This window comes from Novosphingobium sp. 63-713, assembly GCF_001898925.1.
Classification (GTDB): Bacteria; Pseudomonadota; Alphaproteobacteria; order Sphingomonadales; family Sphingomonadaceae; genus Novosphingobium.
On sequence record NZ_MKVS01000008.1, the window covers coordinates 253827 to 270638 of the forward strand.

Sequence of the window (16812 nt, forward strand, 5' to 3'; positions counted from 1 at the left end):
TTGTTCGCGGGATGCAAGCCTCAATCCCCGCTAGACAAACCCTGCCCGTCGATCAAGTTCCCCTGGGGGCGCGTGTCTTGCCTCTGGCACTGCGCATTCCTGCCACCGCCTCCAGCCCCGCGCCCATCCGCAGCGGCAAGGCCCAGCCATAACGCGGCACCGGCATCGCGGCCAGATCGAGCGCCCCCTCCTTGGCCCCCATCTCGGCGGTGGGGTCCAGCCAATAGACCTGCCCGGCGATCTGTGCCCGCACGATCACATGGTCAAACCCGGTCACGCTGGGCAGGCGGCGGTCGATCCCCTCGCCTCCCTGCGTCGCCACCAGCGCGGCCTCGGCCTTTATGCCTAATCCATCCAGCAAGCCCAGCAACAGCGCTGTCTTGCCCTTGCAATCGGCAAAACCGCGCAGCCACACCTGATCGGCGGGCATCGGCTTCAGATTGCCCTGCCCCAGCCCGACATAAAGGTAGCGCACATCGCGCCGCGCAATGGTCAGCGCCATCCCGGCCTGCGCCAGAGGATCGCTGGTGGCCGCGCGAATATCGGCAATTTGCCCGCGCAGGGGCGAATCTGGCCCCACCCGCCGCGCCGCATCAAACAAAGGCGCAAACACCCCCGCCACATCGGCCCATTGCGCAAAATCCGACAGTTCCAGCACCCGCGCCGCCTTGCTCTCGGCCAGCGCATCGGTGACCATCGCCACCCGCCCCGGCCCTCGCTCCAGCGCGGCGGGCAGGTTCTCGGCCGCCACCCCCATCGGCCGCGCACCATCCCATCGCGCCGCCAGCGCAAGCCGGTCGATTACCCCATGGCTGCCCGCATCGAGCGACACCTCGTGATGCCCGCCCAGCAAAGGCTCGGTGCGGTCGATGGTCCAGGCGATCTCGATCACATCGCCCACCGCCATGCCCGCAATCGGCAGCCCCAGCGAACGCTGCCCATCCACCCGCAAACCGCCAAGATTGCTGCCTTTATGCGCCAGCACCTCCTGCACGGCGGGCAACAGGTCGTTGCTGCGATTGCCCCGCGTCAGGCGAAAGGCGTGAATGGTCAGCCGGTCCGTTTCGGGCCGCCATTGCACTGACAGCCGGGCCATGCCCTGAATGCCCTCGGGCTGGTCGATGCGCAGAATGCGACGCTGATAGAAGCTGGTCGTGCCCCCATGAAACCACACCTGCTGATCCTGCATCACCATATGCAGCGGCGCTTCGCCCGCAGGCTGCACCGTGGCGGGCATGGCCACCGGCACCACCCACGCGGGCGCAACATCGGCGCGCGGCAATTCGTCGGCGCGCAGCGGCCCGGCCAGCACGGCCATCAAGGCGAGGAAAGGCAGTCCCTTGTTCATAGCGCCAAGACAACCGCAAACCGCGCGCCATGTCCATTCGGTTAACCCGCAATTTGCCCGGCCGTTCCCATTTGGCACATCAAAGACTAAGCGCCTGCGCGCCCTCCGGCCCAAGCCAGCGCCCGTTTACGCCCCAGACGCGCGCGATAACATCCTCGCTTAACGCCTCACCCGGCGCGCCATCGGCCACCACCCGGCCCCGGTCCATCACCACCACGCGATCCGCATGGTTCATCGCCATGGCCAGATCATGCAGCACAAGGCACACGCCCACACCCTGCGCCGCCTGATCGCGCAGAGCCTTCAGCAGGCGCAGCCCATGGCCAAGATCGAGGCTCGCCAAGGGTTCATCAGCCAGCACCCAGCGCGGACACCCGGCCAGCGCCCGCGCCAGCAAGGCCCGCGCCCGCTCTCCGCCCGACAGGCGCGAGAGCGGGCGGTCCGCCAGATGCTCAAGATCCATCGCGGTCATCGCCTGCGCCACGGCCTCGCGGTCCTGTGCGCCATCGGCATGGGCGCGGTGGAGCGGCGCGGCCTGCCACGGCAAACGGCCCAGTTCGACCAGCGTGCGAACGCACACATCCCACGCCGCCTCGCCCCCCTGCGGCAAGTACCCGAGCAGGCGCGCCCTTTCGCGCGGTGGCATCGCGGGCAGGTCATGCCCGTCCAGCGTCAAAGCCCCCGGCACCGGCAAGACCCCCGCCATGGCGGAGATAAGGCTGGATTTGCCCGCGCCATTGGGGCCGCAAATCGCCGTCACCTGCCCCGGCGAAAGGTCGAGGGACACATCGCTCAGCCGCCCGGCCAGCGTCAGATTACGCGCGCAAAGCATCATCGCCAAACCCCGTCCCGCATCCGCCAGAGCAGCGCCAGAAAGAAAGGCGCCCCCAGCAAGGACAGCGCGATCCCCAGCCGCAATTCGCCCCCCGCCAGCGGCAGGATACGGCACACGCTGTCCCCCACCACCAGCAGCAAGGCCCCGCCCAGCGCCGAGGGCACGATCAGCGAAGAAGGCCGCCGATCCGTAAAGGGCCGCAGCAGATGCGGCACGACAAGCCCGACAAAACCGATGATCCCGGCCACCGCCACGCTGCCCCCCACCGTGCATCCCACGCCAAGGATCAGCAAAGCCTGCAACCGGCGCGGATCGACGCCCAGCGAGCGCGCCGCCGCCTCGCCCAGCGTGAGCGCATCAAGCGAGCGGCCCGCCACAACGAACGCCCCCAGCCCGACCAGCATCAGCGGTGCGGCCATCCACACCTCATGCCACGAGCGGTCGGCCAGCGCCCCCATCAGCCATGTCACGATTTCCGAAAGCGCAAAGGGCGAAGGCGAAAGGCTGATGGCAAGGCTCATCAAGGCGCCCGAAAGGCTAGCGATCATCATGCCCGCCAGCGTGAACAGCGCCACGCCCCCGGCCGAACGCCCCGCGATCAGCCCCAGCAGCGCCATCGCCCCGCCAGCGCCCACCAGCGCAAAAACCGGCAGCGCCCATGGCCCCAGCGCAACGCCATAAGAGCCCAGCCAGATGCTGAGCACCGCGCCGAGCGCCGCGCTGGGCGCTATGCCGAACAGGCCCGGATCGGCCAGAGGATTGCGCAAATAGGCCTGCATCGCCGCGCCCGCCGCGCCCAGCCCGCCGCCCACCAGCACCGCCAGCACGCTGCGCGGCAGGCGCAATTGCATCAGGATCAGGCCCGCGCCCGGCACATCGGGATGGAATGGATCGACCCACACCCGCCCCGCCAGCAAGGAAGCGACAAAAGCCAGCGCCAGCGCACCGACAAGACGGAGGTTCAACCGCGTCATCAATGAGCCTCCCGGCGGATTTGCGCCAGTCTTTGCGCGGCGCGAATGATGGTGGGGCCGCCGCAATATTCCAGCCCTGCGTCGAAATCGAAACGCTGCATCGCGCGCAATTGCGCCAGCACCGGATGACCCAGCACCCGCCGCCCCTCGCGCCCGCCATCGGCATCACCATGACCTATCACCAGCAACACGCGCGGCGGATCGACCACCATGCGTTCAAGGGGCAGGAATTGTGACTGGCCCATGCCCCGGATCGCGGCAAAGGGCGTGAAACCGGTACGACGCAGCAGGTCGGACACCAAAGTCTCGCCCCCCACGACCAGCCCGCCGCCATGCCAGATCAGCGCGGGCAAAGGTTTCGCCCCCAAAGGCGGCGCGGCATCGCGCATGGCCCGATCAATCCGCGCAATCATCGCCTCGCCCCGGTCGGGGTGGCCCAGCAGGGCGGCCATGCGGCGGATCTGACCCTCGCTCTCCTCCACCGTGGCGGCCATGGAAAATTCCTCCAGCCGCAGGCCCATGCGCGCATAGGCGGCGCGTGTCGCGGCTGGCGTAAAACTGCCCGAAACCACCAGCGACGGCTGGGCGGAGATCACCTCCTCCATCGTGCCGCGAGTGAAGGGAAAGCGGCGCGCCTGCGCCACATCCATCGAGCTTTGCGCCGGATCGCGGCTATAGGAGGACAGCGCCCCGATCTGATCGCGGTCGGCCAGTTCGACCAGCAGCGCATCGGTGCAAGGATTAAGGCTGATGATACGGGAGGGCTGAACCCGAGGCGCAGCGGGAGCGCAGGCCCCCACCATCAAGGCTCCAAGCAGGGCCAGCCCCCCGCGCATCAATTACAGCTTTGCCCGCAGGCCCAGCGATGCGGTGCGGCCATAGGAATTGTAATCCTTGACCACCGCATAACGCTCATTCGTCAGGTTTTCGATGCGGCCAAAGATTTCCGCATGATCGCCCACCGGAATGCTGGCGCGCAGGCCCACCAGCGCATAGCCCGCCAGACGGTTGCTATTGGCCGCATTGTCAAAGCTGGACGAGACGACGCGAATGTCGCCGCCGATGGCAAGGCCCGCCAGCGGCGTTTTCCAGTCGGCCGACCAGGTGACCATATGACGCGGACGACGCGCCAGATCCTTGCCCAGCGCGCTGCTGCCGGCGGTCTGGTTGGTGCTCTTCACGAAAGTGTAGAGCGCACGCAATTGCAGCGCATCGACCGGGCGCAGGCCGGTTTCGAATTCCAGACCCTCGGCCCGCGTACGGCCCAGATTGGCATAGGTCGAGGTGGACAGGTCATAGTCGATCTGGTTGTTGATATCGCGGTGGAACCATGTGACGGCGCCGTACAGCTTGCCATTGCGGTCGCCCTTTTCAAGGCCGACGTCATAGGACTTGCTGGTTTCCGCCTTGAGCCCCTTGTTGCCCGAATAGGGATCGAAAAGCTGATAGAGCGAGGGGGCGCGGAAACCCTCGCCATAGGAAGCGCGCAGGCGGACATCGTCGATCAGGCTGTACGTGCCGTTCGCGCCAAAGGTTGTGTGGGTGCCAAAGGTGGAATGGCTGTCCACGCGCAGGCCGCCCGACAGGCTCAGCCCAAACGCCCTCCAGCCCAGCAGGCCATAGCCGCTGGCGATATTCGCATCATTCACCGCGCCGGGCGTGAAATAATACGAGCGCGCATGGTTCCACATCGCCTCGCCGCCCACATCGGCGGAGAAGAAATAGGGCAGATCGACATGGGCCGCGCCGTCAATGCGCGTGCTGCGGCCAAGGTAGGAGCTGTATTCGGTGTTCTGCACCGTGGGATCAATATAGCCCCGACGCAGCGAGGACTGGCTGATGCCCAGACGCGCCGAATATTTCTCGGCCGCATATTCCAGACCCACACGGCCCGAAACCTGCTCGCTCGACTGCACCTCGCCCCGGTTCACATAGCCCAGCACCCAGTCATAGGAATCGACGCCCACCTGACCATCGGCATAGCGCGCCGTGGCCACAAGGTTGAGCCCCTGCGCCAGACGCAGGCGAGCGCGGGTGGACAGGCGGGTCTGGTGGAAACCGTTGGCGCGCGTGTCGGTGGTGCGGGTGGGGATGCCGTCGGTGCTGATGTAGCCGCCGTTGAGCGTGATCGCATAGGCGTCCTTCGACAGGCCCAGCGTGGCTCCCGCATCAAAGGTGCTGTTGCTGCCGCCCTCGAAATTCAGCTCCGCGCCGTTCAGTTCGCGGCTGGTGATGGCGATGACGCCGCCGATGGCATTGCTGCCCCACACCACGCTGTTCGATCCGCGCAGCAGTTCGATGCGACCGACGCCGCCGCTGACCAGATTGGCAAAATCATAGCCGCCCGAAGGGGCCGCCGTGTCCTCGACCTTCACCCCGTCGATCATCACAAGGGTCTGTTCGGAATTGGCGCCGCGCACGAAAAAGCTGGTGGTGGCGCCAAGGCCGCCCGCGCGGGCAAAGGACACGCCCGGCAGGCGGGTCAGCACGCGGGTCAGGTCCGGCCCCTGGATCGACTGGATCTCGGCCAGATCGACCACGCTGATCGACTGGCCGGTCTCATCGACCGGCTGGCTGTTGCCGGTGGCCAGTACGGTGATGGCCCCAGCATCTTCGGCGGCCATGACGGGCGCGGACAGGGCCAGCGCGATCAGCGACGAAGCGGCGGCGAAATAACGGATTTTCATAGCTCTTTCCCTCACGAAGGCTATTTGCCGTTCGTGGCGGGAGAGGCCGCCCCACGCGCCCCTTGCGCATGGAAACAGACGGCATCGCGCTGCATCCGGTCTTCCCCGCCCGGCGCTGAACGACAACCACCGGCAGGTCTCCTGGCTATCCGGGGTCATCGCGCATCCGCCGCCTTCCCAGACCGATCGGCCCAGTGGCATATGACGGTACGCTCGCCCGGAAACAGTTGCGGGGGCAGCTTTGCATCCCCCTTGCCGGAGCAAGAGCGGGCAAATTCCCTTTTCAGCCCCCCTGCGAGGGGCACCGTTGGCGTGGCCGCCGCCCTAGCCCCACATGCCCAAAGGTGCAAGGGGCACAGCCGTAAAGGCGCGGGCAAGGCTTTTTTAACCCTGATCGGAGGGCGCCAAATTAAGGCATTAAGGATTATCCGCCCCTTCCGTGCCGCAATGAGACGGCCCCAATTCGGCAGGTGCAGCCCCGGCGATTGTGTGTTTTGCCATGATCGCCCGATTTGCCAAAGGCCGAGAAGTCAGGATGAACAGCCCGCGTGCCTCCCTTGCGTTTGATGCCCTGCGATCCGCCCCGCCCGCGCGCGACGATGGGCGGACGGACCATGCGGCACGCTTGCGCCGGGGCGACGGCATGAGAATCAACGCCCTGCGCAATGCCGAACTGCGCCGCGCGACGATGCAGCGCCTGTTGGCTGTGGCCTGCGCCCTGCTGGCGATTTTGGCCGTGCAGGCATGGCGCGGGCAAGGCACCGGCGCAATGGCGCTGGCCGCCACAACCGCCCATGACGAGGCCGATCCCGTCGATGGCCAGAGCAGCACCGCCCCCATGCCCTTTGAACAACCGGGCGACAGTTGGCCGGGCGCGGCCTACTATTACGTCAGCCGCGAGGCCGAAGCGCCCGCCCCCGCGACCGGCTGGCGCGGGGCGCTGGCCGCGATGGCGCCGGGGCTGCATTGGGATGGCGGTGCGGCGGCGCAGGGCGATGATGAAACGCCCCTGCCCGGATCAGGTCCGGCGGCGCGCGCGCTTTCGGGCCTGGCCAATGCGGTGGACCGCGAACGCGCGCTCTCCTGCCTGACCGCTGCGGTCTATTACGAGGCCGCCAGCGAGCCCGACGATGGCCAGCGCGCCGTGGCGCAGGTCGTGCTCAACCGCATGGCCCATCCCGCCTATCCCAAAAGCGTGTGCGGCGTGGTGTTTCAGGGTTCGGAACGCGCCACCGGGTGCCAGTTCACCTTTACCTGCGACGGCGCGCTGATGCGCAAGCCCAGCCGCTATTTCTGGAGCCGCGCCGAGGCCGTGGCCCGCGCCGCACTGGCTGGCTATGTCTATGCGCCGGTCGGCCTTGCCACGCATTATCATACGTTTGCCGTCCATCCCTATTGGGCCGACAGCCTGAATTTCATCGGCCAGATCGGCGCGCATCGCTTTTACCGCATGCATGGACCGGCGGGCGATTCCGGCGCATTCCGCTTTGTTCACGCCATCAGCGAGCCGCTGCCCGTCCCGCATCAGCGGGTGGCCTTTGCAAATCGCGAACTGGTGGACGACCCGATCGCCATCGAACGCGCTTATGCCGCCAAAATGGGTCAGACCCTTGGCGCTGCAACCCATGGTAGCGGGGCATCCGCCACGCCCGCCGCCGCCGCGCCGCAATATACCGCCGAAGCGTTGCGCCATGGCGGAGATAATGCCTATCGGGCGGCGAATTTGCCCGGCAGCGATAATGTTCGCCCCGAATATCAGAACAGCGGACGCTGGCTCAGCGATCCCGAATAAACCCTGTTTTGCCCGTTAAACCCGCCCCGGAACGCCGTTTTTGTCGCGGTGCACCGGGGCATTTTAACACTCGGTAGATCCAAGATGGGTGCAAACTCGGTTAACCCGCGACAGGGATATGATAACCAAGGCAAAACACGAAGACTTAGCCCCCATGTGATAGACAGAAGCCGATTATCAATCGAGATTGAGGAATTTTCAGGCATGTCGATCCGATTTGCAGCGGCAGGTGCGGGTGAATGCGGCGCTGTGGCGCGCGTGTTGCGCCGCCCCCGGCTGCGCGCACCGGCCAATGACCATGACAATCAGGTCGAAACCGATGTGATGCTCTACAGCGCCCTGCAACATTTCGCCCGCCATGGCCTTGGCGCCGCAGAACGCGCGCGCAACATCGCCCTGCGCGCCTTTTTCGAAGGCAACCGCGATCAATACCGCCACTGGCTGGGCATTTGCCGCAAGCTGGACCGGCAGATGGCCAACCGTCTGGCCACGGCGCATCGCTCGGTGGAGGAGTTTGAGCCGCTGGTTTCCCCCGAGTGAGGGGGCGGTTGGCGGCATCGCAATTTTTTGTATAAATGCGACAGACTTTGAACGTTTGACAATGTCGTTAACCAATCTGTGACGAGTTCTCCCCTAGGTTGTCCTTGTCCAGCGGGAGTTGTCCGATCCGTCCTTTATTCGACACGTTGCGGGTTTTGTTCAAAACCCATGCTGCTGATGACCGGGCAAGAGCCATTCTGGTCACCACGCTCTATACGCAACCGTCGTCGCTGGCGATCGGCGCGCTGTGCGGGATTTTAACCAGCGCAACCGCCGCCATTGAATCGGGCAACCGCTCCATCACCCTTGCCGCCTGGGTCATGTCGGCCATCGCGCTGATGCGCGTGGCCAGCGCGACCATCCTGCCGCGATGGATGGCGCATAAGGCACGCGCGCTTGAAATCATTTATGAATTGGGCGCGTTTTCCTATTCGATCATGGCCGGAATGATCGCGGCACTGACGTTTTTCCATCCAGTGCCGGGGCCGGTGCGCACGCTGATGGTGGGCAATGCGATTGCCTATTCGGTGGGGATTGCCGCGCGCAACGCCGGGCGCCCCGCAATCGCCATCGGGCAATTGGCGCTGGCGCTGCTGCCGGTGATCGTGGCGGCCGGGATGCAGACCGATCTGGCCAGCCAGTTGCTGGCCTTCACGCTGTTTCTCGTGCTGCCCGCGATGATGTCGATCACGCTCAATGTGTTCCGCACGCTGCGCGATTCGATTGCCAGCGCCGAAACCAGCCAGCGCCTTGCCGAAAAGATGCAGCATCTGGCGCGCACCGACATTGTCACCGGCCTGCTCAATCGAGCGGGGCTTAACCATCATCTGGTCGAACGCCTTGTAGCGATCCCGGAGGGCAACAAGCTGGCGATCCTGTGGCTGGATCTCGACCGCTTCAAGGAAATCAACGACACGCTGGGCCATCAGGTGGGCGACCGCTGTCTGGTCGAGGTGGCCGCGCGCCTGCGCCGCAGCGCGCCGGTGGGGGCGGGCATCGGGCGGTTTGGCGGCGATGAATTCATCATCGCGTTTGAGGCCGCCTCCGACGCCGTCATCAAGGGCGTGGCCGATACGATCCTGAACGACATCCTGCGCCCGCTGCGCATTGACGATGACCGGCTTGAGATCGGCTGCTCGATCGGCATCGCGATCCTGCCCGAACATGGCACCGATCTGGAGGCCGTGCTGCAGGGGGCCGATCTGGCGCTTAACCATGCCAAGCTGAATGGTCGCAAACAGATCGTCAGTTTCAACCCCGCGATGACGCGTGACCTGATCCGCCGCAAGGAGATCGAGGCCGAACTGCGCCTTGCCCTGCAGCGAGATGAGCTTTCCGTCCATTTCCAGCCGCTGGTCGATCTGGAAACCGGGCGGATCCGGGCGTTCGAGGCGCTGGTGCGCTGGTTCCATCCGGAAAAGGGCGAATTGCGGCCCGATGAATTCATCCCCGTGGCCGAGGAAAGCGGGGCGATCATCACGCTGGACAACTGGATCACCGCCAAGGCCGCCCGCGTCGCTGCCGAGTGGCCGGACGATGTGACCCTGGCGGTCAACCTCTCCCCGCTCCAGATCCGCGCGCCCGGCGCCGCGCTGGGCATCCTCAACGCGCTGCGTGAGGCGAAACTGCCCCCCAGTCGCCTTGAGCTGGAAATTACCGAAACTACATTGCTGGATCACAGCCCCAACACCTCGGCCTTCATCAACGAGCTGGCCGGGGCCGGCGTGCGTTTTGCGCTGGACGATTTCGGCACCGGCTATTCGTCCCTCGGTTATCTGGACCGCTATCCCTTCAAGAAGATCAAGATCGACCGTAGCTTCATCTCTGGGCTCAGCGCCGGGACGACCAGCCATGCGATCATCTGCGCGGTGGCGGCCATGGGCAAGACGCTGGGGATGGAGATCGTGGCCGAAGGTCTGGAAACGCTGGAACAGGTGCAGGCGGTGCGCGACACCGGATGCACGCTGGGTCAGGGCTGGTATTTCAGCCGGGCCGTGCCGGACTATCTGGCCGCGATGCTGCTGGCGCAGGAGCGCCGCCGGATCGGGGCCGATGCCGCGCCCGCGACTCCCCATCAAGACTCGGCGCCCGCTCGCAAGCACGCCTGAACGCCTGTTCATCCGGTATGGTTACGTATGCCAAACCGGATATGGCCTGGCCGCGCCAATTTAATTGCCATATCGGTTATCGAGGCAAGGCTTTCCGCTATTGCGAATTAGTCGCGCAAACTCTTTCGTCTTATATGCTTTTCCCGCCTTGCAAAGCAGCAAAGACAGGAATAGGGCCACCCCCAATTCGGTTAAGGGCCACCTGCGCGCTTGCGGGACTGCGTATGATGGTCAGTGAAACACCCGCTATCCTGCGGCCACTTCCGGCCAAGGGGAAGCCCCGCAAGTAGGGAAGGATTGGTTCATGGCTCGCAAGAAGATTGCCCTGATCGGCGCCGGCAACATCGGCGGCACGCTCGCTCATCTGGCAGCGCAAAAGGAACTGGGCGACATCGTCCTGTTCGACGTTGTCGAGGGCGTTCCTCAGGGCAAGGCTCTTGACCTGTCGCAGTGCGGCCCGGTCGAAGGCTTTGACGCCAAGATCACTGGTACGAATGATTATGCCGATCTGGCCGGCGCCGATGTGGTGATCGTCACCGCCGGCGTTCCGCGCAAGCCCGGCATGAGCCGCGACGACCTGCTCGGCATCAACCTCAAGGTGATGAAGGCTGTCGGCGAAGGCATCAAGAACAACTGCCCCGACGCTTTCGTGATCTGCATCACCAACCCGCTCGACGCGATGGTCTGGGCTCTGCGCGAATTCTCGGGGCTCCCCGCGAACAAGGTCGTCGGCATGGCCGGCGTGCTCGACTCGGCCCGCTTCACCACGTTCCTGGCCTGGGAATTCGGCGTGTCGATCCGCGACGTGAACACCTTCGTTCTGGGCGGCCATGGCGACACGATGGTGCCGGTGGTTCAGTATTCGACCGTCAACGGCATCCCCGTTCCCGACCTCATCAAGATGGGCCTGTCGACTCAGGAAAAGATCGACGCCATCGTGGCCCGCACCCGCTCGGGCGGCGGCGAGATCGTCGGCCTGCTCAAGACCGGTTCGGCTTTCTACGCTCCGGCCGCCTCGGCGATCGCCATGGCTGAAGCCTACCTCAACGACCAGAAGCGCATCCTGCCTTCGGCCGCCTATGTGAACGGCGAATATGGCGTGAACGACCTGTATGTGGGCGTTCCGGTCATGATCGGCGCCGGCGGCGTGGAAAAGGTCATCGAGATCGAGCTGGACGAAGAAGCCCAGGCCAACCTGAACGTCTCGGTCGAGGCGGTGAAGGAACTGCTGGTGGCGTGCAAGGGCATCGACCCCTCGCTGGCCTGATCGAAAAAATATGGCCCCGGTGATAAGCCGGGGCCAAAATAATAAGACGACCTCCTCCCCATCTCGGAGAATCCAATGTCGATCCTGATTGACAAGAATACCAAGGTCATCACCCAGGGGATGACCGGCAAGACCGGCACTTTCCACACGCAGCAGGCGCTGGCCTACGGCACGCAGATGGTTGGCGGCGTCACCCCCGGCAAGGGCGGCACGATCCATGCCGACACCAACCTGCCCATCTGGGACACGGTTGCCGAAGCCAAGGCTGTTTCGGGCGCGACCGCCTCGGTCATCTACGTTCCGCCGCCATTCGCCGCTGACTCGATCCTCGAAGCGATCGACGCTGAAATCGAGCTGATCGTTGCGATCACCGAAGGTATCCCCGTGGCCGACATGGTCCGCGTGAAGCGCGCCCTTTCGGGTTCGAAGTCGCGCCTGATCGGTCCGAACTGCCCCGGCGTGCTGACGCCGAACCAGTGCAAGATCGGCATCATGCCCGGTTCGATCTTCAAGGAAGGCTCGGTCGGCGTGGTCTCGCGCTCGGGCACGCTGACCTATGAAGCGGTGTTCCAGACCACCAACATCGGCCTGGGTCAGACCACCGCTGTCGGCATCGGCGGCGACCCGGTCAACGGCACCAACTTCATCGACGTGCTCGAACTCTTCCTGGCCGACGAAGCCACCAAGTCGATCATCATGATCGGCGAAATCGGCGGCAGCGCCGAGGAAGAAGCGGCCCAGTTCCTCAAGGACGAAGCCAAGCGCGGGCGCAAGAAGCCGATGGCCGGCTTCATCGCGGGCCGCACGGCTCCTCCGGGCCGCCGCATGGGCCACGCCGGTGCGATCGTCTCGGGCGGCCAGGGCGGCGCCGAAGACAAGATCGCGGCGATGGAAGAGGCCGGCATCAAGGTCTCGGCCAGCCCCAGCCTGCTCGGCGAAACCCTCGCCGAAGTGCTTAAGGGCTGAATTTAAGTTCAATACCGGGCGTGATGGCCATCTGTGGTTCAGCACGCCCGGTGTTAGAAGAATGCCATGTGCCGGCCATTCCTCCCCGGGGCCAGAGGCTCTTTCGGAACCAGCCGCCACAATAAACCCCCACCAGCGCGCAAAATGCGCCGGTGCGAAAATAGGTGAAGCCATGGGTAGCGAAAGCCAAGATTTTCTTTCCGACCCAGCACAGGACGGGCCGCAGCCCGGACCGAGCTGGCAGCGACGCAACTGGCCGCAAGTAGGCGGCGCAGCGGAGGACGAGCTGACCCGCGCGCTCGACCCCACCACGCTGAGGGAAGGGATCAAGGCGGCGGCGAAAAAGGCGGGCACGCCCGTCAGCGACGCTTCGGTCGAAGAAGCGGCCAATGACACGCTGCGCGCGATCATGCTGATCCGCACCTATCGCGTGCGCGGCCATCTGGCGGCGGATCTCGATCCGCTGGGCCTGCACCATTCCGATCTGCCCGCCGATATGACGCCGGAATATTACGGTTTCACCGGCGCCGCGCTGGATCGCAAGATCTATCTGGGCGGTACGATGGGCCTGCAATGGGCCACGATCCGCGAACTGGTCGCCATCCTGCGCGCAAACTATTGCGGCAAGGTGGGCCTGGAATACATGCACATCACCGATGTGGAAGAACGCCGCTTCCTGCAGGACCGCATGGAAGGCGCCGACAAGCACATCGAATTTTCCGCCGAGGGCAAGAAGGCCATTCTGGGCGCCGTGGTTCGCGGCGAGCAGTGGGAAAAGTTCTGCGGCAAGAAGTATGTCGGCACCAAGCGCTTCGGCCTTGATGGCGGCGAGTCGATGATCCCTGCCCTCGAAGCCGTCATCAAGTATGGCGGTCAGCTGGGTGTGAAGGAAATCGTTTATGGCATGGCCCACCGCGGCCGCCTGAACGTGTTGGCCAACGTGATGGCCAAGCCCTACAAGGTGATCTTCCACGAATTTTCGGGCGGCACCGCCAATCCCGAGGACGTGGGCGGCTCGGGCGACGTCAAGTATCACCTTGGCACCAGCACCGACCGCGATTTCGACGGGATCAAGGTTCACATGAGCCTGATGCCGAACCCTTCGCACCTTGAAACGGTGGATCCCATCGTTCTGGGCAAGGTTCGCGCCTATCAGCAGATCCGCGACGACATCGGCACCGACATCGGGCCGGGCGCCAAGCACAAGCAGGTGCTGCCGGTTCTGATCCATGGTGACGCGGCGTTTGCCGGTCAGGGCATCGTGTGGGAATGCTTCGGCCTGTCGGGCGTGAAGGGTTACAACACCGGCGGTTGCATCCACTTCATCATCAACAACCAGATCGGCTTCACCACCAGCCCGCAGTTCTCGCGCGGCTCGCCGTATCCTTCCGACGTTGCCAAGGGCATTCAGTGCCCGGTGCTGCACGTCAATGGCGATGATCCGGAAGCGGTGACCTTCGCGTGCAAGCTGGCGATCGACTATCGCCAGACCTTCGGCCGCGACATCGTGATCGACATGTGGTGCTATCGCCGCTTCGGCCACAATGAAGGCGATGAGCCCGGTTTCACCCAGCCGCTGATGTATCAGAAGATCCGCGCGCATAAGCCTGTGTCGGAACTCTATGCCGAGCGTCTGCAGCGTGAAGGCGTGATCCCAGCCGGTTTCCTTGGGGAACAGGTTGCCGCCTTCAACGCCCATCTGGAAGAGCACTTCGATGCCGCCAAGACCTACAAGGCCAATCAGGCCGACTGGTTCGGTGGTCGCTGGAGCGGTTTCAACCAGCCGATGGACCCCGAAAGCGCCCGCCGCAACGTGCCGACCGGCATCGAGCAGAAGCTGTTCGACAGTCTTGGCCGCACGCTGACCTCGGTTCCGGGCGATCTGACGATCCACAAGACGCTGGGCCGTGTGCTGGACGCCAAGCGCGAGATGTTCAACAGCGGTCAGGGCTTTGACTGGGCCACGGCCGAAGCGCTCGCCTTTGGCTCGCTGCTTTCGGAAGGCTATTCGGTCCGCCTGTCGGGTCAGGATTGCGGTCGCGGCACGTTCAGCCAGCGTCACGCCGTCTGGGTCGATCAGGCCACCGAAAAGAAATATGTTCCGTTGACCACGGTGCCGCATGGCTTCTTCGAAGTCTATGACAGCCCGCTCTCGGAATATGGCGTGCTGGGCTATGAATATGGCTATGCCAGCGCCGACCCCAAGACGCTTGTCCTGTGGGAAGGTCAGTTCGGCGACTTCGCCAATGGCGCCCAGATCGTGATCGACCAGTACATCGCTTCTTCGGAATCGAAGTGGCTCCGCGCCAACGGCCTCGTGCTGCTGCTGCCCCACGGCTATGAAGGTCAGGGTCCGGAGCACTCGTCGGCCCGTCTGGAACGTTATCTCCAGCTTTGCGCCGAAGATAACATGCAGGTGTGCAACATCACCAGCCCGGCCAACTACTTCCACGTTCTGCGTCGCCAGATGCACCGCAGCTTCCGCAAGCCGCTCATCATCATGAGCCCGAAGAGCCTGCTGCGTCATCCTCTGGCGAAATCGAGCGCCGAGGAATTCGTGGGCGAAGGCCACTTCATGCGCATTCTCTCGGACATCAACGGCGCCGCCGACAAGGATACGCGCCGCGTGGTCCTGTGCTCGGGCAAGGTTGCCTATGACCTGTTCGAGGCGCGCGATGCGGCCGAAATGACCGATACGCAGATCATCCGTATCGAACAGATCTACCCCTTCCCGGGCGAACCGCTTGCGGCGCGTCTGGCCAAGATGCCCAATCTGGAAGAGGTCATCTGGTGTCAGGAAGAGCCCAAGAACAACGGTTCCTGGTTCTTCGTCGAACCGCTGATCGAGGAAACGCTGGCCAATGCCAAGGCCAAGGTTTCGCGCGCTCGCTATGCGGGTCGTCACGCTTCGGCCTCGCCTGCCACGGGCAGCGCCAAGCGCCACACGCTCGAACAGAACGCCCTGGTGGCCGACGCGCTGGGTCTTTCGGCCCGCAGCGAAATCCGCCGCAAGAAGAAGGGCTGAGCCCTCGCTCTCCTCCCAATTTCTCTAGGATAAGCAAGTCATGTCCACGGAAGTCAAAGTCCCCACTCTGGGTGAATCGGTGAGCGAGGCCACGATCGGCCAGTGGCTCAAGCAGCCGGGCGAAACGGTCGCTCTGGACGAACCCATTGCCAGCCTCGAAACCGACAAGGTTGCGATCGAAGTCAACGCGCCGGTCGCGGGCGTGCTCAGCCAGCAGCTCGCCGCTGTCGGCGACACGGTGACCGTCAGCGCGATCATCGCGGTGATCGAAGAAGGCGCAGCGGGCGCTGCTGCTCCCAAGGCGGCGGCTCCGGCGGCCGCGGCTCCCGCCCCGGTGGCGGCCCCGGTTACGGCTGCTCCGGCGGCTGGTGAGAGCACCGATCCTGCGGTGCTGAGCCCCGCCGTGCGCCGCGCGGTGCTTGAATATGGCATCGACCCGGCCACCATCAAGGGCACCGGCAAGGACGGCCGCATCACCAAGGAAGACGTGGTGGCTGCCGCCCAGACCAAGGCCGCCAGCGGCGCGCCGACGGTTCCGGCCGCTGTTGCTGCGCCTGCCAACGAGCGCCGCGAAGAGCGCGTCAAGATGACCCGCCTGCGTCAGACGATCGCCAAGCGTCTGAAGAGCGCGCAGGAAAATGCCGCTCTGCTCACCACCTTCAACGACGTTGACATGTCGGCGGTGATGGAAGCGCGCAACCGCTTCAAGGACTCGTTTGAAAAGAAGCATGGCGTGAAGCTGGGCTTCATGTCCTTCTTCGCCAAGGCTTCGGTGCTGGCTCTGAAGGACATCCCGGCCGTCAACGCCCAGATCCAGGGCGATGAAATCGTCTATCACGACTATGTCGATATTTCGGTCGCCGTTTCGGCCCCGAATGGTCTGGTCGTGCCGGTGGTGCGCGATGTCGACAAGATGTCCTTCGCGGGCATCGAAAAGGCGATTGCCGACTATGGCAAAAAGGCCAAGGAAGGTTCGCTGACCATGGCCGACATGACGGGCGGTACGTTCACCATCTCGAATGGCGGCGTGTTCGGCGGTCTGATGTCGACCCCGATCATCAACCCGCCCCAGTCGGCCGTGCTCGGCCTGCACCGTATCGAGGACCGCCCGGTGGTTCGGGGCGGTCAGATCGTGATCCGCCCGATGATGTATATCGCCCTGTCCTATGATCACCGCATCATCGATGGCCGCGAAGCCGTGACGGCGCTCAAGACCATCAAGGAAGCGATCGAGGATCCCACGCGTCTGCTGATCGACCTGTAAGGGGTA

At 64.5% G+C, this 16812-nt stretch carries 12 protein-coding genes and 1 riboswitch; of the genes, 7 read left to right on the forward strand and 5 right to left on the reverse strand.

The genetic code is table 11. The features are described from left to right. Nucleotides 1–52: 52 nt before the first annotated feature. The 5 genes from BGP00_RS06335 to BGP00_RS06355 form a co-directional block, all read right to left on the reverse strand. A complete protein-coding gene (locus BGP00_RS06335; RefSeq protein ID WP_292689972.1) occupies nt 53–1348 on the reverse strand; it encodes a DUF3857 domain-containing protein in 1296 nt (431 codons plus the stop codon). A 79-nt stretch (nt 1349–1427) separates the two neighbouring features. Beyond that, nucleotides 1428–2183: an ABC transporter ATP-binding protein gene (locus BGP00_RS06340; RefSeq protein ID WP_292689970.1), complete on the reverse strand. Its 756-nt coding sequence runs from the start codon at nt 2181–2183 to the stop codon at nt 1428–1430. Further along, nucleotides 2180–3157, reverse strand: coding sequence for an iron ABC transporter permease (locus BGP00_RS06345; protein ID WP_292689969.1), 978 nt, complete (start codon nt 3155–3157; stop codon nt 2180–2182). Before BGP00_RS06345 ends, BGP00_RS06340 begins: the two co-directional genes overlap by 4 nt. Continuing rightward, nucleotides 3157–3993, reverse strand: a complete 837-nt coding sequence (locus tag BGP00_RS06350; RefSeq protein WP_292689967.1) for an ABC transporter substrate-binding protein — start codon at nt 3991–3993, stop codon at nt 3157–3159. Before BGP00_RS06350 ends, BGP00_RS06345 begins: the two co-directional genes overlap by 1 nt. 3 nt (nt 3994–3996) lie before the next feature. Then, on the reverse strand, nt 3997–5844 hold the full coding sequence (locus tag BGP00_RS06355) for a TonB-dependent receptor (RefSeq protein ID WP_292689965.1): 1848 nt from the start codon (nt 5842–5844) through the stop codon (nt 3997–3999). A 113-nt stretch (nt 5845–5957) separates the two neighbouring features. Next, nucleotides 5958–6168: riboswitch (cobalamin riboswitch) on the reverse strand. Nucleotides 6169–6379: 211 nt separating this feature from the next. Here BGP00_RS06355 and BGP00_RS06360 point away from each other — a divergent pair. From BGP00_RS06360 to odhB, 7 genes are all read left to right on the forward strand, one after another. After that, complete coding sequence (locus BGP00_RS06360) at nt 6380–7636, forward strand: cell wall hydrolase (RefSeq protein ID WP_292689963.1); 1257 nt, start codon at nt 6380–6382, stop codon at nt 7634–7636. 204 nt (nt 7637–7840) lie between these two features. Next, nucleotides 7841–8176, forward strand: a complete 336-nt coding sequence (locus BGP00_RS06365; protein WP_168604499.1) for a hypothetical protein — start codon at nt 7841–7843, stop codon at nt 8174–8176. A 155-nt stretch (nt 8177–8331) separates the two neighbouring features. Then, on the forward strand, nt 8332–10284 hold the full coding sequence (locus BGP00_RS06370) for an EAL domain-containing protein (protein WP_292925726.1): 1953 nt from the start codon (nt 8332–8334) through the stop codon (nt 10282–10284). A gap of 304 nt (nt 10285–10588) precedes the next feature. After that, complete coding sequence (gene mdh / locus BGP00_RS06375) at nt 10589–11551, forward strand: malate dehydrogenase (RefSeq protein WP_168604497.1); 963 nt, start codon at nt 10589–10591, stop codon at nt 11549–11551. Between the two features lie 75 nt (nt 11552–11626). Beyond that, nucleotides 11627–12517 carry a succinate--CoA ligase subunit alpha gene (gene sucD, locus BGP00_RS06380; protein ID WP_168604496.1) on the forward strand — a complete coding sequence of 297 codons (891 nt, stop codon included), beginning with the start codon at nt 11627–11629 and terminating at the stop codon, nt 12515–12517. A gap of 172 nt (nt 12518–12689) precedes the next feature. Next, complete coding sequence (locus BGP00_RS06385; protein WP_168604495.1) at nt 12690–15542, forward strand: 2-oxoglutarate dehydrogenase E1 component; 2853 nt, start codon at nt 12690–12692, stop codon at nt 15540–15542. Nucleotides 15543–15582: 40 nt separating this feature from the next. Then, the gene (odhB, locus tag BGP00_RS06390; protein WP_292689955.1) at nt 15583–16806 is read left to right on the forward strand and encodes a 2-oxoglutarate dehydrogenase complex dihydrolipoyllysine-residue succinyltransferase; all 1224 of its coding nucleotides are present in this window, start codon (nt 15583–15585) and stop codon (nt 16804–16806) included. Nucleotides 16807–16812 lie beyond the last annotated feature (6 nt).